At 57.7% G+C, this 18,655-nt stretch carries 17 protein-coding genes, 1 tRNA gene and 1 pseudogene; 16 read left to right on the top strand and 3 right to left on the bottom strand.

What is annotated here, in order from left to right; all coding sequences use genetic code 11:
- The first annotated feature begins 38 nt into the window (after positions 1 to 38).
- The 6 genes from ISP19_RS15180 (at position 39) to ISP19_RS15155 (ending at position 5,186) form a co-directional block, all read left to right on the top strand.
- On the top strand, positions 39 to 710 hold the full coding sequence (locus ISP19_RS15180; protein ID WP_204683241.1) for a hypothetical protein: 672 nt from the start codon (positions 39 to 41) through the stop codon (positions 708 to 710).
- A 193-nt stretch (positions 711 to 903) separates the two neighbouring features.
- The gene (locus ISP19_RS15175; protein WP_204683240.1) at positions 904 to 1,503 is read left to right on the top strand and encodes an anthranilate synthase component II; all 600 of its coding nucleotides are present in this window, start codon (positions 904 to 906) and stop codon (positions 1,501 to 1,503) included.
- Positions 1,500 to 2,555 carry an anthranilate phosphoribosyltransferase gene (gene trpD, locus ISP19_RS15170; RefSeq protein ID WP_204683239.1) on the top strand — a complete coding sequence of 352 codons (1,056 nt, stop codon included), beginning with the start codon at positions 1,500 to 1,502 and terminating at the stop codon, positions 2,553 to 2,555. Before ISP19_RS15175 ends, trpD begins: the two co-directional genes overlap by 4 nt.
- Positions 2,556 to 2,609: 54 nt before the next feature.
- On the top strand, positions 2,610 to 3,404 hold the full coding sequence (gene trpC, locus ISP19_RS15165; RefSeq protein WP_204683238.1) for an indole-3-glycerol phosphate synthase TrpC: 795 nt from the start codon (positions 2,610 to 2,612) through the stop codon (positions 3,402 to 3,404).
- A 2-nt stretch (positions 3,405 to 3,406) separates the two neighbouring features.
- Complete coding sequence (locus ISP19_RS15160; protein WP_239556830.1) at positions 3,407 to 4,108, top strand: HAD family hydrolase; 702 nt, start codon at positions 3,407 to 3,409, stop codon at positions 4,106 to 4,108.
- Between the two features lie 79 nt (positions 4,109 to 4,187).
- Positions 4,188 to 5,186: a bifunctional helix-turn-helix transcriptional regulator/GNAT family N-acetyltransferase gene (locus ISP19_RS15155; RefSeq protein ID WP_204683237.1), complete on the top strand. Its 999-nt coding sequence runs from the start codon at positions 4,188 to 4,190 to the stop codon at positions 5,184 to 5,186.
- A 270-nt stretch (positions 5,187 to 5,456) separates the two neighbouring features.
- Here the strand turns inward: ISP19_RS15155 and crp are convergent, their stop codons facing one another.
- The gene (gene crp, locus ISP19_RS15150) at positions 5,457 to 6,152 is read right to left on the bottom strand and encodes a cAMP-activated global transcriptional regulator CRP (protein WP_204683236.1); all 696 of its coding nucleotides are present in this window, start codon (positions 6,150 to 6,152) and stop codon (positions 5,457 to 5,459) included.
- A gap of 301 nt (positions 6,153 to 6,453) precedes the next feature.
- Here crp and speD point away from each other — a divergent pair, with 301 nt between their 5' ends.
- Positions 6,454 to 7,239, top strand: coding sequence for an adenosylmethionine decarboxylase (speD, locus tag ISP19_RS15145; RefSeq protein ID WP_126685269.1), 786 nt, complete (start codon positions 6,454 to 6,456; stop codon positions 7,237 to 7,239).
- A gap of 159 nt (positions 7,240 to 7,398) precedes the next feature.
- Here speD and coq7 read toward each other — a convergent pair whose 3' ends face one another.
- Together coq7 and ISP19_RS15135 are read right to left on the bottom strand one after the other, a co-directional pair.
- Complete coding sequence (gene coq7 / locus ISP19_RS15140) at positions 7,399 to 8,040, bottom strand: 2-polyprenyl-3-methyl-6-methoxy-1,4-benzoquinone monooxygenase (protein ID WP_204683235.1); 642 nt, start codon at positions 8,038 to 8,040, stop codon at positions 7,399 to 7,401.
- The gene (locus ISP19_RS15135; RefSeq protein ID WP_204683234.1) at positions 8,040 to 9,245 is read right to left on the bottom strand and encodes a (Fe-S)-binding protein; all 1,206 of its coding nucleotides are present in this window, start codon (positions 9,243 to 9,245) and stop codon (positions 8,040 to 8,042) included. Before ISP19_RS15135 ends, coq7 begins: the two co-directional genes overlap by 1 nt.
- Positions 9,246 to 9,370: 125 nt before the next feature.
- Here ISP19_RS15135 and rplM point away from each other — a divergent pair, with 125 nt between their 5' ends.
- From rplM to ISP19_RS15095, 9 genes and pseudogenes are all read left to right on the top strand, one after another.
- Positions 9,371 to 9,799, top strand: a complete 429-nt coding sequence (gene rplM / locus ISP19_RS15130; protein WP_204683233.1) for a 50S ribosomal protein L13 — start codon at positions 9,371 to 9,373, stop codon at positions 9,797 to 9,799.
- 9 nt (positions 9,800 to 9,808) lie between these two features.
- A complete protein-coding gene (rpsI, locus tag ISP19_RS15125; protein ID WP_204683232.1) occupies positions 9,809 to 10,201 on the top strand; it encodes a 30S ribosomal protein S9 in 393 nt (130 codons plus the stop codon).
- 66 nt (positions 10,202 to 10,267) lie between these two features.
- Positions 10,268 to 10,341 (top strand) — tRNA-Gln (locus ISP19_RS15120).
- 85 nt (positions 10,342 to 10,426) lie between these two features.
- Positions 10,427 to 10,606 (top strand): annotated as a pseudogene (locus tag ISP19_RS21655) (DUF6538 domain-containing protein); the annotation flags it as partial.
- Positions 10,607 to 10,627: 21 nt separating this feature from the next.
- Positions 10,628 to 11,845 (top strand): site-specific integrase, encoded by a 1,218-nt coding sequence (locus tag ISP19_RS15115; protein WP_204683231.1) that lies wholly within the window; start codon positions 10,628 to 10,630, stop codon positions 11,843 to 11,845.
- A 281-nt stretch (positions 11,846 to 12,126) separates the two neighbouring features.
- The gene (locus ISP19_RS21505) at positions 12,127 to 13,491 is read left to right on the top strand and encodes a DNA cytosine methyltransferase (RefSeq protein ID WP_204683230.1); all 1,365 of its coding nucleotides are present in this window, start codon (positions 12,127 to 12,129) and stop codon (positions 13,489 to 13,491) included.
- Entirely contained in the window at positions 13,488 to 15,080 is a 1,593-nt protein-coding gene (locus tag ISP19_RS15105; protein ID WP_204683229.1) for an ATP-binding protein, read from the top strand. The genes ISP19_RS21505 and ISP19_RS15105 overlap by 4 nt, the downstream gene beginning before the upstream one ends.
- Positions 15,077 to 17,338, top strand: coding sequence for a Z1 domain-containing protein (locus ISP19_RS15100; protein ID WP_204683228.1), 2,262 nt, complete (start codon positions 15,077 to 15,079; stop codon positions 17,336 to 17,338). Before ISP19_RS15105 ends, ISP19_RS15100 begins: the two co-directional genes overlap by 4 nt.
- Before the next feature lie 5 nt (positions 17,339 to 17,343).
- Positions 17,344 to 18,309 (top strand): PD-(D/E)XK motif protein, encoded by a 966-nt coding sequence (locus tag ISP19_RS15095; protein ID WP_204683227.1) that lies wholly within the window; start codon positions 17,344 to 17,346, stop codon positions 18,307 to 18,309.
- The last annotated feature ends 346 nt before the right edge of the window (positions 18,310 to 18,655 follow it).

The raw sequence follows: 18,655 nt of genomic DNA, 5'->3' as shown, positions 1-18,655 counted from the left end.
TGATGTTGTCGGTATCGATCAGTCAATAAGGATTCGTCATGACGCGGGTGGGTTGTTGTTTTCGCTCGATTGCGTTGTTTTCGCTTGCGTGCGCATTACCCGTATTGGCGCAGGAGCCATCGCAAGGCTGGCCAGACACCCTGTTGAGCCGCACACAAGCGCTGGCTGAACTGCAAACCTTGAATGCGCAGTTGCTCAGCCATCCCAGCGCGACCTTGACGCTGGAGCAATGGTGCAGCGCGCATCATCTGGCGGCCGATCCACGCGTCATTGCCAACCGCGTACACGGTGCGGATAAGCCGTTGCCGGAAGGTGCACGCGCCTTGCTGGGTATCGGGCCGGACGAACCGGTGCGCTATCGCAGGGTGGCGCTGAGTTGTGGCGGCGTGGTGCTTTCCGACGCCGACAACTGGTATGTACCGGCACGTTTGACCGAGGCGATGAACCAGCAGCTGGATCACTCCGATGTGCCGTTCGGCAAGGTGGTCCAGCCGTTGCACTTCCGTCGCCAGACGCTTTCAGCGGAGCTGTTGTGGTCACCGTTGCCGCAAGGTTGGGACAGTGGCGCGCCGCTGCCGCCGCCGAGCGGCAAGCCACTAGCCATCCCGGATCATGTGCTGCAGCATCGTGCAGTGCTGTACACCGGCGACAACCAACCCTTCAGCCTGGTCGTGGAGAGCTACACCAACCGCGTGCTGGCGCATCCCTGACTGGTTTAGCCATGCATTGGCCGGGCGAATTCGATTTCAGCCGCTCAGCCAGGGCCGGAACGTTGCTGCGCCGCGGCGATGCAGGCCGGTACAATTAACCGGTATCGGCTGAGTGCCCGCGTGCTCCTCAAGTGCGGCGCCCAGTAGCGATTTCGGTAAATATGTTTAGAGAAATCAAGTGGATGGGTCGTTTATGCTGCTCATGATCGACAACTACGACAGCTTCACCTTCAACCTCGTGCAGTACCTCGGCGAACTGGGTCAGGACGTGAAGGTGGTGCGTAACGATGCGCTGGACGTCGCCGGCATCCGCGCCCTGAAGCCGTCGCACATCATGATTTCGCCGGGCCCGGGTACGCCGGACGACTCGGGCGTGTCGCTGGATGTGTTGCGTGAGTTGAGCGGCGAGATTCCGGTCTTTGGCGTCTGCCTTGGCCATCAGGCCATTGGCCAGGTGTTCGGGGGCAAGGTGATTCGCGCCAAGCAGATCATGCATGGCAAGACCTCTCCGGTGCGCCATCTGGGCAAGGGCGTGTTTGCCGGCTTGCCGGATCCGTTTGAAGCGACGCGCTATCACTCGCTGGTGGTGGAGCAATCCTCGCTGCCCGATTGTCTGGAAGTGACCGCCTGGACCGAAAACCCGGACGGCTCCATCGACGAAATCATGGGCCTGCGCCACAAGACGCTGGCGGTGGAGGGCGTGCAGTTCCATCCCGAGTCGATCCTTACCCAGTACGGCCACGATCTGCTGCGTAATTTCCTGGGCCTGCCGTTGCAAAAGCTCGCCGCATGACCGGGCGCGCCATCACGATCACTCCGCAAGAAGCGCTACAGCGCACGATCGAACATCGCGAGATCTTCCATGACGAGATGATCGCGCTGATGCGGCAGATCATGAACGGCGAAGTGAGCCCGCTGATGACGGCGGCGATCATCACCGGCCTGCGCGTGAAGAAGGAAACCGTCGGCGAGATCACCGGCGCCGCGCGCGTGATGCGCGAGCTCTCGGCCAAGGTGGATGCGCCGCCCCATCCGCACTTCCTGGATATCGTCGGGACCGGCGGCGACGGGGCTTCCAGCTTCAACATTTCCACCGCCTCCATGTTTGTGGCCGCAGCGGCGGGCGCGCGCATCGCCAAGCATGGCGGGCGCAGCGTGTCTTCCAAGTCGGGCAGTGCGGATGTGCTCGAAGCGCTGGGGGCGAAGATCGATCTGCCCCCGGCGCAAGTCACCCAGTGCATGATCGAGACCGATATCGGCTTCATGTATGCCCCTAACCATCATCCGGCCATGAAGGTGGTGGCGCCGGTGCGCAAGGAAATGGGCGTGCGCACGCTGTTCAACATCCTGGGGCCGCTGACCAACCCGGCCGGCGCACCGAACATCCTGATGGGGGTTTTTCATCCCGACCTCGTGGGCATCCAGGTGCGCGCCCTGCAGGCGCTGGGCGCCCAGCACGCCATGGTGGTGTGGGGGCGCGACGGCATGGATGAGATTTCGCTGGGTGCGGCGACCCTGGTCGGCGAACTGCGCAACGGCGAAGTCCGCGAATACGAGATCGAGCCGGAGGATTTCGGCCTGGCCATGGCATCGAGCCGCAATCTGCGCGTGGAAAATGTCGCAGAGTCGAAGACCATGCTGCTCGATGCGCTGGCGGGCCACCACGGCGTCCCGCACGACATCGTCTGTCTGAATGCGGGTGCTGCGCTGTACACCTGCGGCCTGGTCAATTCGATCGCCGGCGGGATCGAGCTCGCCCGGGCGACCATCGCCAGCGGCGCGGCGCGTGCCAAAATGGAATTGTTCGTAGCAACTACCCGGCGACTCGCTGATACTACCGGCTAGGCGCTGCAAATCTCCCCCTCCGTTTTGCTTGTCCCCCACGCCGATCACAGACCCATGACCGACATCCTTCAACGCATCCTTGCCCGCAAGGCGGAAGAGCTTGCCGAGCGCAGCACCAAGTTGCCGCTGAAAGAGCTGTCCGCGCGTGTGAAGGACATGCCCGATACACGCGGCTTTGCGGCAGCCATCGAAGCCAAGATTGCCGAAGGGCTCCCGGCGGTGATTGCCGAGGTAAAGAAGGCCAGCCCGAGCAAGGGCGTGATCCGTCCGGAGTTTGATCCGGCGGCCATCGCGCGCAGCTACGAGGCGGGCGGAGCGGCCTGCCTGTCGGTACTGACCGACAAGGATTTCTTCCAGGGCTGCGAGGATTTCCTGCAGCAGGCCCGTGCGGCCTGCTCGCTGCCGGTACTGCGCAAGGACTTCATCATCGACCCTTATCAGGTCTACGAGGCACGCGTGATCGGCGCGGACTGCATCCTGCTGATCGTGGCCGCGCTGGGCGATGCCGATTTGCTGGAGCTGTCCCTGCTGGCGGCCGATCTGGACCTGGATGTGCTGTGCGAAGTGCACGACGCTGAGGAACTGGAGCGCGCACAGGCCGTGCCGGTGCCGTTGATCGGCGTGAACAACCGCAATCTGCGCACCTTCCATACCTCGCTGGACACATCGCTGGAACTGCAGCATTTGATGGAATACGACCGCATCCTGGTTGCGGAATCGGGCATCCATTCGCCGGATGATGTCGCGCGCCTGCGCGAAGCGGGCATTAACGCCTTTCTGGTCGGCGAGGCGTTCATGCGCGCCGCCGATCCCGGTCTGGAATTGAAGCGACTGTTCGGCACGTACTGATCATGGTGACAGGGGACATGGCCGCTGCGCCGGAGAACACTGGCGCTGATGACGGCACGTCGCGCATCGTGCTGTTCGATTTCGACGGCGTGCTCTTTCAGGGCGATTCGTTTGCGATGTTCATGCGCCATCACTACAAGCAATCGTTCTGGCGCAAGGTGCTGGCCGTATTGACCATGCCGTGGTGGCTGCCTTGCGCGTTATTTTCGCGCTGGTGGGCCGCTCGCACTTTGGTGAATGTGGCGTTGTTCGGCATGGGGCAGAAACGCTATCGGCAGCTTGCCGAGGCGTTTGCCGACCAGATCGTGCGCCGCCCGCGCCAGTTCTACCGCGATGGCCTGCAGGCGCTGCGCAAGCATGTCGCCGAGGGCGATCAGGTGATCGTGGTCACCGGCTGCGAGCAGGTGCTGGCCGAACGTCTGCTGGCGCAACTCGGCTTGCCGGAAGTTGGCGTGATTGGATCGCAGATCCGGCCGGGCTGGTCGGGCATGCGCATCAAGGTGCACAACGTCGGGCGCCGCAAAGTACAGAGTCTGGCGGCCAAAGGCATAAAGAGCTGGAGGGTTGCCTATGGCGATTCCTTCCTCGACATGCAGATGCTCAAGCAGGCCCGCGAGGCCGTGCTGGTCAATGGCACGCCCAAACTGTGCAAGCGAGTGGAAAGGGCATTGGGGCGTTCGGTGACGCGAGTCGCCTGGTACTGATCGGCCACGATTGGCTCTTGCTGGATGGCCTTGGCAGAGATACGTTAGCACTTACGTATTTCTGTGGCAGGCATGGTTCATGTACTTGGCAACCCTGGAGAGGCTGGCGCTCGGCAGCCGCCTGAAGGCGCTCAGCGATCATTTTTACGGCGCGGTGGACGAGGTCTATCAGGTGCGCGGCGCCCGCATCGAATCCCGCTGGCTGCCGGTGCTGCGCTACTTGTGGGATATCGGTCCAAGCTCGGTGACCGAAGTGGCCGATGCCATCGGCCAGACCCATTCTGCGGTCAGCCAGCTCAGCGACAAACTGGTGCGCGCGGGTATGCTGCGGCGGCGGCGCGATCCGGCCGATGGCCGCCGAACGGTGTTGACGCTCACCGACCAGGCCGTCAGCGCCCTGGGTGAACTGGGCCCGATCTGGTGCGCCGTGCGGCGCGGCATTTCCGTATCGCTGGGCGAACATGTCGAGCAATTGCTGGATGCGGTGGCGGCGTGCGAGCGCGCCGTGCAGGAGCGCCCAGTGGCGGAGGCGATCCTGGCCGAACACAGCCAGATCATGGCGACGCCGGTGGAAGTGGTCCCTTATTCGCCCGAGCTGCGCGAGCATTTCTATCGCTTGAACGCGCAATGGCTGGAGCGCTACTTCCGCATCGAGGATATCGACCGGGTGGTGCTCACCGATCCGGAGCACTACATCCTGCAGCACGGCGGCATGATTTTCTTTGCGCGTCTGGGTGAGGACATCATCGGCACCTGCGCCTTGTTGCAAGAATCACCCGGCGTGTACGAGCTGACCAAGATGGGCGTGGATGAAACCTTTCGCGGCATGGGCGCCGGGAAGCGTCTGCTGGATGCGGCCATTGCCGAATTCCATCGCCGCAAGGGCAGGACGCTGTTCCTGGAATCCAACAGTCGCCTCAAACCGGCCCTGCGCATGTATGAGAAGGCCGGATTCCGCCTGCAGCCGAACATCCGCCACGACTCGCATTACGAGCGGGCGGATGTCTACATGATCTATGAGAAGCCGGCCTCCGCCGGCAAAACCCCGGGCGCCCCGGGCAGAAGGCGCCGCGTTTAGGGCCTGTTAGCACTATTGGCGTGGCCCGCGCCGGAAGCTGTTTGCGCGCCAGCCAAGGAAGAGTGAGGGAGTGTACGTCGGTACACGACTGAGCGATGACGCCGGATGGTGGGCAAACAGACCCGGCCCTTCGGGTTGCCGAGGAGTGGCCGTCATGCGGCAGCGCGCGGCTTGACTTGGCAGCCAGCCAAGCCTGCGCCACGCACTACCACCTGACGACCACTCCACGGCAACGCGGGCTACGCCAATAGTGCTAACAGGCCCTAAGGCTTAGCGGGTGCCGCGGACCACGATGGTCTTGCCGGACACTTCGATCATGCCTTGCTCTTCCAGCTGCTTGAGCACGCGGCCCACCATCTCACGGGAGCAGCCGACGATGCGGCTGACTTCCTGGCGGGAGATGCGGATCTGGGTGCCTTCCGGATGGCTCATCGCATCAGGCTCCTGGCACAGGTCGAGCAGGGTGCGCGAAATGCGGTTGGTGACATCCATGAACGCCATGCGGCTGACCTGGCGCGAGGTACGCAGCAGGCGGTGGGTCAGTTGTGCGCCGATGGCGAACAGGATCTTCGGGCATTCGTCACGCAGCGGACCTTCCATCAGCTGGAACAGGCGTTCGTAGCTGATTTCGGCCATTTCGCAGGGGCTGCGTGTGCGCACCATCGACTCACGCTGCGCCTGCTCCACGAACAGACCCATTTCGCCGATGAACTGACCGCGGCTGATATAGGCGAGGATCAGCTCGCGGCCCTGTTCGTCCTCGGTGCAGACGGCCAGGGAGCCTTCGATCACGTAATAAAGAGTGTTGGCGGGGTCGCCGGGACGGATGATGGCGGTCTTGCCCGGGTAGCGGCGGCGGTGGCAGAGCCCCAGAAAGCGCTCCATGGCGGCGGGGTCCGGCGCAAAGCCGAGTGGAGCCTGTGAACGTTCGAACGCTTGTTGTAATTGATATTTCAGCTGCACCACAGATTTTCCCCAAGCTGAGTAGTCTCAAGGGCTGCCCTTACCGGCAGCCGTACTGACGGAATGCGTCCCTTGCAATCCTCGCATTATGGCAAAGACGACACGCGGGTGTGGACACCCCCACGGTTCTGTTTTTCATCGTTTTGCCGCATACTTCGCAGTCTTCCCCGGATGGTGGCATTTGCCATCGTCCGTACACAAGAGGCGTGCAGGATAAGGGTCCAGCACGTCTTTCCATTCAGCGGGGACCCTTGTAGCTAACCCGCCTCACCTGTCGGCCGTGACCCGGCCATGGAGTGTCGCCGTGGTGAAACCCCTCCCGCGCCTGCGTCTGCAGGGCTTCAACAACCTGACCAAGGCGCTGAGCTTCAATATTTATGACATCTGCTATGCGGTGTCCGAAGACCAGCGCCAGCGCTATATCGAGTACATCGACGAGCAGTACGACGCCGATCGTCTCACCCAGATCCTCACCGACGTGGCCGAGATCATCGGCGCGAACATCCTCAACGTGGCCCGCCAGGACTACGACCCGCAGGGTGCCTCGGTCACCATCCTCATTTCCGAGGAGCCGGTGGTGGAGAAGCTGGGCCGCGATACGATTTCCGACGCCGTGGTGGCGCATATGGACAAAAGCCATATCACCGTCCACACCTATCCGGAAACCCATCCGCATAACGGCATCGCGACCTTCCGCGCGGATATCGACGTAGCAACCTGCGGCGTGATCTCCCCGCTGAAAGCCCTGAACTACCTGATCGACAGCTTCGAGTCCGACATCGTGGTCTGCGACTACCGCGTGCGCGGTTTCACCCGCGACGTGAAAGGCAAGAAGCACTTCATCGACCACAAGATCAACTCGGTGCAGGACTACCTCGCGCGCCACATCCGTCAGAAGTACGAGATGTTCGACGTGAACGTGTATCAGGAAAACATCTTCCACACCAAGATGCACATCAAGGACTTCGACCTCGACACCTATCTGTTCGAAGCCCACGCCGACGATCTCTCGTTCAAGGAGCGGCAGAAGATCGAGCAGCTGCTGCGCCGTGAAATCGAAGAACTGTTCCACGGGCGCAACCTGATGTGAACATGAAAAACCCGCCGAAAGGCGGGTTTTGGTAGGTTGGGTTAGCGCAGCGTAACCCAACGATGTTTGTCGCTTCGATGGAATTCCGTTGGGTTACGCTGCGCTAACCCAACCTACCAAACCCACCCAGCCCACGGTTCGCGCCCGTGGTTTGTGCGATCAAACGCGGTAAGCCACCGTCTTCATCACCATCGAGCTGACATGCATCAGCTGCGGAATCGGGAAGGGAAGTGCAATGCCGCCTCGTTCCAGCGCATGCTGTGCGTGCTGTACCTCGTCGGTCTGCATCTGCTTCAGCACCGCCCACGAACGCTGATCCTGCCCGGGCAGCTTGTCCATATGCTCGGCAAGATGGGCTTCCACCTGCTTTTCGGTTTCCACCACAAAACCCAGGCTTACCTTGTCACCGGCCAGCGCCGCCACCGCGCCGATCGCATAACTGCCGGCGTACCACAGCGGATTGAGCAGGCTGGGGCGACTGTCCAATTCGCGCAGACGCTCGCCGCACCAGGCCAGATGATCGGTTTCTTCGGCCGCTGCATGCTGCAGATAAGCGCGGTTTTCTTCCTTGCGGGCCAGCGCGGCTTGCCCGTCATACAGCGCCTGCGCGCACACCTCGCCAGTGTGGTTGACGCGCATCAAGCCGGCCGCGTGGCGGCGCTCTGCATCGTCCATTTCGGCATGAGTGATGCCGTGCGCCGGTGATGGGCGGCTGGCTTCGGGAGATCCGGCCACGGTTTCAAGAGCGCGTTCGATGCCGGCCAGCAATCGATCAAGGGGTGTCAGCGTACGTGTGTTCATTACAAGACTCGTTCCCATTGCTGTGCGAGCAAGGTCAGTGGATGCATGGTCGGCAGCGTTGAGGCCTGCTCGGCAAGTCCGGCCGCCAGATGCAGCCGGCACCCAATATTGGACGACAGTAGCATCTGCACATCCAGTGTCTTGACCTGCGATAGCAGATCATTGCGAAGCGGGGCAGCGCGTTCCGGAAATTGCAGGACATGGGTGCCGGCTGCACCGCAACAGTAGGGCGGGGGTGAAAGACGCAGCACGTTCAATTGGGGAATGCGCTGCAACAGATCGGTCAGCACGGCGTCACTGCGCGCCACGTTGGATTGCGTGCAAGGTACGTGCAGCGCCACGCGCAGCGGGAGCGGGCGGAAGCGCAGCTGTTCGGCGCGCTCGGCCAAAAGGTGGTAGGCGTCGTCCACGCGCACATCGGGGAGCGCGTGGCGCAAGGCGGACAGGCAGCCAGGGGTGACCGTCACCAGATAATCCGCATTCGTGTTGGCCCAGGCCTGTCGAACCTGCACTGCTGCCGCGCCGGCAGCGTCAGCAGCCCCGTCATGCCAATCCAGCGCGCCACAGCAAAAGGCGGGCAGGCGGATCACGCGGTAACCCGCGGCAGCAAGCAGCAGTTCCGCCGCGCGCTCCGCCTCGCTGTCCTGGACACTGGCCGCACAGCCGGGAAACAGGGCAATAGTTCCCTGCGTGGAAGGCGCCATCTCGGCGGCTGTTGAGATGCGTGCGGGTCGCTCGACCCCCTTTAATAAGGAGAGGGCCGACTGCCATGCCCCGAGCTTCCGGCCGCCAAGGATGGCCGGAAGCCAATAACCGGCCCCGGTCATGCGGGCCAGCCACTGCAACCACCGGTTCAGCTTGGGGCGCTTGATCAGGCTGAGCAGCGTTTCAGGGCGCTGCGGTGACGGACCCAGCAAGGCGCGGGTCTCGATCAGCAGCTCCTCATACCGAACGCCCGCCGGACACGCCCGCTGGCAGTTCAGGCAGCCCAGGCAATGGTCCAGCGGCTCGCGCAGTTCCGGGCTGGGCAAAACCTGGCCGCGGGCCAACGCCGCGGCAATCGCAATGCGGCCGCGCGGCGATTCAGCTTCGTTGCCGTCCAGGGCGTAGGTAGGGCAGACCGGCAGGCACAGGCCGCACTGCACGCACTGGTCGGCCAGCACGGCAATGCGGTGTTGGGGCTTCTCAAGAGGCATGTCGTTCATGCTATCATTTGCGACTCGCAGCCCCCCGTGGGCTTGCGCGATAGATGAAAGCTTCGCTATTATCTCGCGCCTTTGTTCCACCGATTCCGCTTACCGCCCATGTGGCGGCAGACAGGTATTCCGAAATGAAAACGTTCAGCGCCAAGCCGGAAAGCGTCAAGCGCGACTGGTACGTGGTTGACGCCACGGACAAGACCCTCGGTCGTCTCTCGACCGAAATCGCGCGTCGCCTTCGCGGCAAGCACAAGCCCGAGTTCACCCCTCACGTCGATACCGGCGACTACATCGTCGTCATCAACGCTGAGAAGGTGGCTGTCACCGGCGCCAAGCTGGACGACAAGATGTACCACCGTTTCACCGGTTACGTCGGCAACCTCAAGACCACCAGCCTGAAAGACATGCTGGCCACCCATCCCGAGCGCGTCATCGAGATCGCCGTGAAGGGCATGCTGCCGAAGAACCCGCTCGGCCGCGCCATGTACCGCAAGCTCAAGGTGTACGGCGGCGCCGAACATCCGCATACCGCTCAGCAGCCGCAGGCGCTGGAAATCTAAGGAAGCAACATGGCGATTCAGCAGAATTACGGCACCGGCCGCCGCAAGACCTCCGCCGCTCGCGTGTTCCTGCGCAAGGGCACCGGCGCTATCGAAGTGAACGGCAAGACCCTGGAGCAGTTCTTCGGTCGCGAGACCTCGCGCATGATCGTGCGTCAGCCGCTTGAGCTGACCCAGAGCGCCGACAAGTTCGACATCAAGGTCACGGTTGCCGGCGGCGGCATCACCGGCCAGGCCGGCGCGATCCGCCTCGGCATTGCCCGCGCCCTGATCGAGTACGACGAAAGCCTGAAGACCCAGCTGCGCAAGGCTGGCTTCGTGACCCGCGACGCCCGTGAAGTCGAGCGTAAGAAGGTCGGTCTGCACAAGGCACGTCGCGCTACCCAGTTCTCGAAGCGCTAATCCTCATCCGAGGTTGCGGTTCGGTCGACGATGCATCAAGTCAGAGCGCATCGATCGGCACGGTATTGGGAGATCGTCTAACGGTAGGACAACGGACTCTGACTCCGTTTATCTAGGTTCGAATCCTAGTCTCCCAGCCACTTCAGAAGGCCCTGATTATTCAGGGTCTTTTGTCGTTTCAGGGGCTCAGGTTGGATCAAAACTTGGATCAACTTTGGATGATCCATGCGACTCCCACACCACCTTATCTACCGGTCCTCCGGATTCTCCTTCCGGCTCATCGTTCCGACCGACCTTCGCCCATTGGTCGGCCAATCGGTTATCAGTAGGTCTCTTCAGACCCATGACCGAAGGTTGGCCCAAGCCTTCGCCTTGGTCATGGCTTCGCAGTATGCTCAAGTCTTCAGGGACCTCCGGGGGGAAGGGATGGCTAGGATTGGGCCGCCATCAGTTGCCGAGTTGTTGCAAGGATTCCAGCAAAGGACCTCGCGCAAGTACGAAATTGACCTCGCCAATGGGGTCCTCAAGGCAAATGATCAAGACGACCATGACCGGGCCATGGAGGCCCTGGATAGGTTAGGTCGGCTTCGGGGGGCTATGCCTGGTCAAGCCAAGCAAAAGGCTGCTTCGCCAGCTACACAATCCGTTGGCCTCACCCTTGAAAAAGCCATCCAGAATTATTCTGAGATAGAAGCCCCTGGACTCAAGGCGGACACCTGGGATGGCCGTCAAAGGGCCTTGAAAACCTTTGTTGAATCATTTGGTGCAAGAACGCCCGTTGCCTCAATCACACGCCCAATGGCAGCAGAGTGGGCCGGTGAACTGGTGCGTAAAGGTGTCGCCAAACGCACAGCCGTCAACTATGTGTCGAACGTCGCACAGCTCTTTGCTTTTCTCGTCCAACAAGGTCATTTGACGGAAAACGTCGTCAAAGGCGTGATGGTGATGAAGAAGCGAGAGAAGGCGCAGCGACGTGCCGAGGGTCATCAGTGGGAAGCGTTTGACACTGACCAACTCAAGCGCATTTATTCTCCAGAGAATTTGGCGCTGATGACCAAGGTGCATCCCTGCTGGGCAGCTTTGCTGGGGTTGTATTCTGGTGCGAGAGTTGGAGAAATTGCCCAGATCTACCTGCGAGATATCGTCCAGGAGCAGGGCATCTGGTGCATCAGGCTCACAGTTGAAAGCGATGGTCAATCGGTCAAGACCGAAGGGTCAAAGCGCTTGGTTCCCCTTCATCCAGACATCTTGGACCTTGGCTTCATCGACTATGTTGAGAAGCTTCGAAGCGAAGGTGCGGAACGCCTCTTCCCTGATGTGAATCTGGAGGGGAAGGCGGGCAAGGGTTCCGTCATCTCCAAGAGCTTCACCTATCACCTCAAGCGCTCAGAAGTGAGTGTGATACCCCGTCGCCAGAACGGACGGGTCGGTTTCCATTCTCTTCGAAAGAGTGTCATCCAATCCTTGCAGGGGACCCAGGTGTCTGATGAGCAGCGTCGTGCCTTTGTGGGTCACGAGCAATCGGATGACGTCCACACCACCTCATACATGAGGCCCTGGACCGCAGAGTTGTCGTCACTGTGGGCTGGATTGAAGTGGGCAGAGTGGCTGAGGATTGCCGAATTGAGGGAGCTACTTTGCTAGATCAACTTGATAGTTACTTCGGAGCAAAGGCGGCTCCCGAATTCAATCTCATACTGCGAGACTTGAACGTTGTGGACTGGAGAAAATATGCACGCGGATGAGCTGGCAACCCTCCGGTGGGTAGTTCTGTAAGCACGGACTATGTGACAGGCGTCAGTGACAGCCCCCTGTCCAAGTTGACAAAGGTAAGGTCGCGAAACGTCTGAATAAGTCCGAACAAGATACGGATTATTGGACGATTAGCCCGAGTTGAAACTCGAACATATTGATTGAATTAAAAAGTGAACGCCAAGAATTTCCGATTTGTTGATTTGTTCGCGGGGTTGGGTGGTTTTCACCTGGCACTTAAGCGCTTGGGCGGTACATGTGTCTATGCAGCTGAGTGGAAGGAGAATCTGAGAACGTTGTACCAGACGAATTTCGGAATTCTTCCTGCGGGCGACATCACGAAGATTGCTCCAACCTCCGTGCCTGACCATGACGTGTTGACTGCCGGTTTTCCATGCCAGCCTTTCTCCAAGGCTGGCGAACAACTTGGCTTTGAGTGCACGAAGCAAGGCGGCTTGTTTTTTAACGTGGAAGAAATTCTTCGGCAGAAGAGGCCTAGGTATTTTATTCTTGAGAACGTGCCTAACCTTCTGAAGCACGATGAAGGTGAGACCTGGAAGAAGATTAAAAAAATTCTGGGTCCTGAAGGATTGGGGTATCACATTGATGCAACGAAGCTGTCACCCCATAACTTTGGCATCCCGCAAATACGCGAACGTGTCTACATCGTTGGTTCGTTGAAGCCGCTCAAGCACTTCTCTTGGCCAAAGACCAAGACGGTTGAGACATCAATTGATAGCGTGCTGGATGATCATCCAGAGGATGCGAAAAAGCTTTCGCCAAGGGTGCGTGCTTGCCTGAACGTTTGGGATGCGTTCTTGAAAGCCTGTCCTAAGGACGTAGTCCTTCCCTCGTTTCCTTTGTGGTCCATGGAGTGGGGGGCGACCTATCCGTTCGAGACCGAAACCCCGTATGCACGTACGGTCTTATATGGGGTGGATGGTTTGAAAGGTTTTAAGGGCAGCCATGGCCGTAAGCTGGGCAATTTTCGTGATGAAGACAAGCAATGGGAGGCCCTGCCGAGTCATGCGCGCACGGAGCAGATGGAGTTTCCTAAGTGGAAGAAAGACTTCATTCGCCAAAACAGGCAGTTTTACGAGGAAAACAAAAGCTGGATAGACCCATGGCTGCCAAGCATCCTCGAGTTTCCCTCAAGTCTTCAGAAGCTAGAGTGGAATATTCAAGGCGGGGATCAGGACCTATGGAAGTATGTTTTGCAGTTCCGAGCATCAGGAGTTCGCGTCAAAAGGCGAACGACTGCACCCAGTCTAATCGCGATGACCGATACGCAGGTGCCAATCATTGGCTGGCAGAAGCGATATATGACGCCGCGCGAATGTGCACGCTTGCAAAGCATGCACACTCTAAAGGAGCTTCCTGAAAGTCAAACACAGGCATTTCACGCCCTAGGGAATGCTGTTAACTCAAAGGTTGTCGAGCGAGTCGCTAGTGCATTGCTTACGGCCAACAAGCCGAAGCCAGTTGCGAAATACCGGATGCTAACCAAGGGCCGAAGAAAACGGAAGGTTGTAAAATGAAGGATTCAAACGGCGCTCAGCCTGCGGCAATTCCAATTAGGCCTGAAGTCACAGTTCTATCTGTTCTGCGGCATCTCAACTACAAAGCATGGTTTGCGCTTGCTGAGTTCATTGATAATTCTTTGCAGAGCGCGATTGCAAATGCTGCGCAACTCCAGGCTGCAAACGGTGGAACTTACCAACTCAAGGTAAAGATCCAACTGGACGCAACTGCGCCCGGTTCGATTGTCATCACTGACAACGCGGCGGGTATTACTATCGCCGACTTTCCGCGTGCCTTTCGGGCAGCACAAGTTCCCCTCGACCGAAGTGGGCTCTCCGAATTTGGCATGGGGATGAAAAGCGCCGCTTGCTGGTTCGCTGAAACTTGGAGCGTACGTACCAAGGCTATTGGCGAGTCTGTTGAGCGAACTATTCATTTCGATGTCAAAAAAATCGTCGAGAACAAGATTGAGTTTCTCAGTACTGAAGTTCGAGAGGTAGACCCACAGAAGCATTACACGGTGGTTTCCCTTCGTGGGCTTCATCATTTGCCGCAAGGTAGAACCGTCGCCAAAATTAAGGATCACTTGGCAAGTATCTATCGGGTTTTCCTTCGAGATGGTCGCCTGATACTTAAGTTCAACACGGACGAGCTCACCTATAAGTCCCCAAAGATACTTCACGCAATTCGTTATACCTCTCCGGGGGTCATGGCAACTGGGGATGATGCAACGCCCATAGATTGGCGCAAAGCTATCGACCTCGATTTTGGTGAGGGGCAGCGAGTCACGGGGTTTGCAGCTCTGCGAGAGGTTGGTTCAACCCATCTCGCAGGCTTCGCCCTCTTTAGGCGTGACCGCCTCATTGTGGGCAGCCATGACGAAACTTATCGGCCGTCCCAAATTTTTAAGCAAACGAATAGTTATCGATATCAAAGGCTCTTTGGTGAACTCCATGTTGAAGGGTTCGAGGTCAGTCACACCAAAGACGGCTTTCGCTGGGAAGAGTACGAAGATATCTTCTTGGAGTGCTTGAAGGACGAACTCGGAAAGCCGCCAGTTGATCTGCTCGCACAAGCGGAGAACTACCGCGCACTACCAACGCGAAGATCTATCGACGCTCAAGCCAAAGCGGCGACGGACTCGGTGGCTGAATACCTGGAAGAAGACGTCGCACCTCTTCTAGTGGAAGCCAAAGAGCACCCAGCCAATCCAGATGATCTTCCTCTAATGATTGAATCTAGTCCGCTTCAGGTGTCCGAGCGGATTGTGACGGTTGATGATGGGGTTTATCGGTGGATCATCACTTTGCGCACATCGATTGACCCAGCCACGGAAGACTGGGTTTCCTTGTCGAAGATGGATGAGGCAAATGATGATGCGAACCGTGTTCGCAGGTTGGGCCTAGACCTCTCTCTTACACACCCGTTTTCGGCTAGGTTCATTGGGGCGAACAACGAGAATATCGAACTCCTTCTTCGTATCGCATCTGCCGTCTGTATCTCGCTTGTTTTGTCGGAAGATCTGACGGGTGAGTCCCCTCAGGGTTTCCTACATCACTTCAACTATCTGCTACGAGGCGTGCTCACTCGCACGACATTTCAATGACGGCATCCATCACTGTTCTGAGCAAAATTAAGCCGCCTCTTCGCTGGGAGCCTGTGAGCGGGGATTTCACTCAAGACTTTCTAGAAAGCAAGTCTAAGGATCCGAATGGACCGCGTATTGAGGACCTAACTTGCGGCGAAGATTCCGTTCTTCATGAGGCGCAGAGAATTCTTGGTCGGTGTCTTCCGCCCACCGAAGCAGCAGGAAGAGAAACTGGACTGGTTATTGGCTACGTTCAAAGTGGCAAGACCATGTCCTTCGAGACTGTAATTTCGCTTGCTCGTGACAACGGATTTGGGGTTGTCATTGTGTTTGCGGGCACCAAGAAGAATCTGCGTGAGCAGTCGGAAGATAGGCTAACGAAGGACCTTGGTATCGATGAGGGTGACAATTGGTATCACTTCTCTAATCCCGCTTTGAACGTGGCAAGTCAGATCGACGACAAGATAGAGGCGTGGAAGAAAAATAAGAAAAGGAAGAAGGCCATCCTCATCACCGTGCTAAAGCACGTAGATCATCTAGAAAATCTCGCCAAAGTTCTCGATAAGCTGCCCCTTGATGGCGTTCCCGTGCTCGTGATTGATGACGAGAGCGATCAGGCGAGTTTGAATACAAACGCTGCGAAGATACGCGACAAGAAGGTCAGTGCTAAAGAGAAGAGCACAACATACGACCGCATCTGCGTCGTTCGTGACAAGATTCCACACCACTCTTTTTTGCAGTACACCGCGACACCACAAGCAAACTTGCTGGTGGCGCAAGCTGATCTTCTGAATCCGTCCTTTGCGGAACTTGTTACTCCCGGGGCAGCTTATACCGGCGGCAAGGCGTTCTTTAAGCACAACCCTGGTTTGGTCATTGATATCCCCGCAAAGGAAGTGCCGAGCAAGACAAATGTTGTTTCAGCAGCACCCAAAAGTCTCATCAGCGCCCTGCGCTACTTCCTGCTTGCTGCCGCGCAGCATGCTCTGACTAAGGTAAAGGGCAAGGATCGAAATAGGTCCATGATGGTTCACCCTGCCATGCAGACCAGTTCGCATAAGGACTACAAAAGATGGATGGACAAGTCATATAAGACGCTAAAGTCTTATGTTGAGCGGCAGTTCCCAAAGGATCCCGCCGAGGTTGCGTCGCGCTTTCAGGCCGAGTACGACTCCCTGAAATCTACGTATCCAGATCTGAAGCCACTGGCGGAATTGATCGAAGCCATGGTGAGTGACGTCTTTGGCGAAGTGAACTGCGTCGAGGTGAACGGCACTCCCGACGCTGAAAAGAAAGTGAAGTGGAAGTCGATTCCGTACTGGATCTTGGTAGGTGGAGCCAAGCTTGATCGTGGCTACACCGTAGAGGGTCTTGCCATCACTTATATGCCGCGTCCACTTGGAAACTCGCCAGCGGCAGATACGTTGCAGCAGCGAGCTCGTTTTTTTGGATACAAGAAAGACTACCTGGGGTTATGTCGCATCTTTGTACAAGGTGACGTACGAGAGGCATTCTCTGATTACGTTGACCATGAGGACTTTATACGGACTGCCCTCGAACGGCATCGTGGAAAATCTTTGAAGGAGTGGAGGCGTGACTTTATTCTTGATGCGCTTCTCAAGCCGACGCGACCAAATGTCGTTGGTCTTGGCACTCGACGTATAGCGGTGGATGGCTGGATGGTGCCTCGCGCACTTCAAAGAGACAGCGATTCGGCGGAATCCAATCGAAAACTTTTGGCTGGCATCGAGAAGAGCTGGAAGGCGAAGTACGGGCCTGCCCGAAACGCGTCTGAGTTTTCTCGGTTCAAAGGCACAAAGTCGGTATCGCCAAATTTTGTGATCGAGGGTGTGCCGCTCAAAGCAGTTCTTGAAGATTTCTTGCTTCAGATTGAAGTCCGAGATGCAACAGATGCCGAAGAGCACAGCGCGATTCTTATCGGCTTAGCTGACTTGCTCCGAGAGAAGCCGGATCTCAAAGTTGACGTATTTCTGATGAACAACCTTGAGGCCCAATACCGTACACGTGATGCCGGTCGCGGGTTTCCGGCTGGCCATCCCAATGCTCCCATGAACCAGTACTTCAGTCAGACCGCTGGCGCAATAAATGACCGGAGTTTCTTCTCTCCTGATCGATTGAGTCTTCAGTTGCGCAGGTTCAACCTGGGAACAAGAACAAGAGATTCGTCAAGTGCGGATATCTTGAACGTCACCTGGTTCGCACTGAATGTTCCGAAGGACCTCCGTCGCGACACTCATGTTGAAGACAGGGACTAAGAGTTGTGTCCAATCTGTTCGACTCATTTCTCGCGCTACCCAATGCAAGCGGCGTGGGCAGCTATCAGGCGATTTCTTTAAGCGATAGGCGCCAGGATTTTCTTGGGAAGAGTGCTGCGGGCGCACCCATCTTTCTCTTGCATGATTCAAGTGATGCCACCTACAACCCCGGTATCAATTTTCGCCATCTCTCAGCGGAATTTCACGCCACTTGCAGGGTACAGACGGATGGTGATGCGATAGAGGGTCAGTTCTGCCTTGTATGGTGCGATGATTCGGCACCCGAGTTGCATGAGCTTTTTGTGCGGTGCGTAGCTGCTGCCATTGAGGAGCTTCCTGATGCGAGTGAAACCAAGGATCTTGAGTCTTGCATCTTGCGCTTGCGCAACTTGTTCAGAGCGCTGGCGGCGCCAGGCGTGCGAGAGATTTCTGGGTTGTGGGCCGAGTTGTTTGTGATCTTGAAGAGCGGGAATCCAACTCAAGCACTGGCCTGCTGGCATGCTGGTCAGTTTGACAAGTTCGATTTCTCGCGTCCTGGCCTTCATTTAGAGGTGAAGTCAACGCTGAAGAGAACAAGGTCTCACGACTTTTCTTTAGAACAGCTACAGCCGCCTATGTCTGGTGCGGGCTTTGTTGCTTCCGTGATGCTTCAGATGCTGACTGGTGGTCTCGGAGTTTTGGATCTCGCGCGAAGTATTGAAGCCAATGTGCACGGCAGTCCTAGGCTCAAACAGAAGCTTTGGGAAAATGTCGCGCTCTCGTTGGGCGTTGATTTTTCGGATCTACTCGATAAGAAATTTGACATGTCTTACGCTGAGCGCGGGTTTGCTATGTACGATATGAGTGAAGTGCCTCGGCCTGCTTCTTCCGGTGATCCTCGTGTCACAGACATCCGCTTTGTCTCTGACCTAACGGGTATCCAAAGTGATAGGCCTTTTGAGGTGTTGAGCGCGGCTATGTCGAAACAGTGAAAGGGCTTCAGCGTGAGGCGCGATGATTCCGTGATCTCGTCATCAGACGCGGCTGGCCTGAACAGCGACAAAGAGGCGTTCAATCTGAGCTAGAGCGCGTCTATGTGTTGTTCCAACACGTCGCTCAGAGTCAAGGCAAAACCCAACAGCATCCCAAGGCCAACCCACGCAAAGGTTGGCTTTTTTTATGCGTTTCAGTCTTGACGCGCTTCGATATTCTGCTTTGATTGGACTCCAAACCGTCGTGCTACTCAAACTTGGGGGGACGTCGATGCTCCACGAGTTTTCCAAGATGCGGCTTCGCCGATGTTCGCTACGGCATCCATGCCTTCGGAGTGTCACTTCT

The organism is Dyella flava (assembly GCF_016904955.1).
Lineage (GTDB): Bacteria > Pseudomonadota > Gammaproteobacteria > Xanthomonadales > Rhodanobacteraceae > Dyella_B > Dyella_B flava.
Note: the sequence above shows the minus strand (reverse complement) of the source record. Positions and strands in the feature narration are given on the sequence as shown.

Excerpts from the sequence above, each read along its gene's own strand:
- ISP19_RS15160 (WP_239556830.1), top strand. The coding sequence starts at position 3,407 with ATGGTGACAGGGGACATGGCCGCTGCGCCGGAGAACACTGGCGCTGAT.
- ISP19_RS15135 (WP_204683234.1), bottom strand. The coding sequence starts at position 9,245 with ATGAACGACATGCCTCTTGAGAAGCCCCAACACCGCATTGCCGTGCTG.
- ISP19_RS15155 (WP_204683237.1), top strand. The coding sequence starts at position 4,188 with ATGTACTTGGCAACCCTGGAGAGGCTGGCGCTCGGCAGCCGCCTGAAG.
- ISP19_RS15175 (WP_204683240.1), top strand. The coding sequence starts at position 904 with ATGCTGCTCATGATCGACAACTACGACAGCTTCACCTTCAACCTCGTG.
- ISP19_RS15105 (WP_204683229.1), top strand. The coding sequence starts at position 13,488 with ATGAAGGATTCAAACGGCGCTCAGCCTGCGGCAATTCCAATTAGGCCT.
- rpsI (WP_204683232.1), top strand. The coding sequence starts at position 9,809 with ATGGCGATTCAGCAGAATTACGGCACCGGCCGCCGCAAGACCTCCGCC.
- rplM (WP_204683233.1), top strand. The coding sequence starts at position 9,371 with ATGAAAACGTTCAGCGCCAAGCCGGAAAGCGTCAAGCGCGACTGGTAC.
- trpD (WP_204683239.1), top strand. The coding sequence starts at position 1,500 with ATGACCGGGCGCGCCATCACGATCACTCCGCAAGAAGCGCTACAGCGC.
- ISP19_RS15100 (WP_204683228.1), top strand. The coding sequence starts at position 15,077 with ATGACGGCATCCATCACTGTTCTGAGCAAAATTAAGCCGCCTCTTCGC.
- coq7 (WP_204683235.1), bottom strand. The coding sequence starts at position 8,040 with ATGAACACACGTACGCTGACACCCCTTGATCGATTGCTGGCCGGCATC.
- ISP19_RS15180 (WP_204683241.1), top strand. The coding sequence starts at position 39 with ATGACGCGGGTGGGTTGTTGTTTTCGCTCGATTGCGTTGTTTTCGCTT.
- ISP19_RS15115 (WP_204683231.1), top strand. The coding sequence starts at position 10,628 with ATGGCTAGGATTGGGCCGCCATCAGTTGCCGAGTTGTTGCAAGGATTC.
- trpC (WP_204683238.1), top strand. The coding sequence starts at position 2,610 with ATGACCGACATCCTTCAACGCATCCTTGCCCGCAAGGCGGAAGAGCTT.